This window comes from Chryseobacterium mucoviscidosis, assembly GCF_002177115.1.
Classification (GTDB): domain Bacteria; phylum Bacteroidota; class Bacteroidia; order Flavobacteriales; family Weeksellaceae; genus Chryseobacterium; species Chryseobacterium mucoviscidosis.
In genome coordinates, this window is record NZ_MVAG01000037.1 from 1 (window position 1) to 280 (window position 280).

1 protein-coding gene is annotated in these 280 nt (G+C 43.9%); it reads left to right on the forward strand.

Annotated elements, in window-relative coordinates; genetic code table 11:
• Nucleotides 1-32: 32 nt before the first annotated feature.
• Nucleotides 33-280, forward strand: a 248-nt coding sequence (locus B0E34_RS22620) for a hypothetical protein (RefSeq protein ID WP_228422984.1), incomplete at its 3' end; no start/stop codon positions are given.

Genomic DNA, 280 nt, shown 5'->3' on the forward strand with positions numbered 1-280 from the left:
AAAGAGGCTCGGGACAACCCGCAAGGAAAACAATGTTGCAGCTTAACGAGAATAAACAGTTTGCATTTTTCCAAAGACTGGCATTTCCGCTGCGTATCTTTTTGCTGATTCTGGTGTTCTCAATATTTGTCATTGCAGCCCTGGCGCAATATTTTACGGCCAGTTTTGAGGACTATTTAACGCTTCATGTGCGCGACATGGCAATGAATCAGGCAAAAATTATTGCTTCTAATGACAGAATCATCAGCGCAGTGAAAACGCGTGACTACAAGAGGCTGGC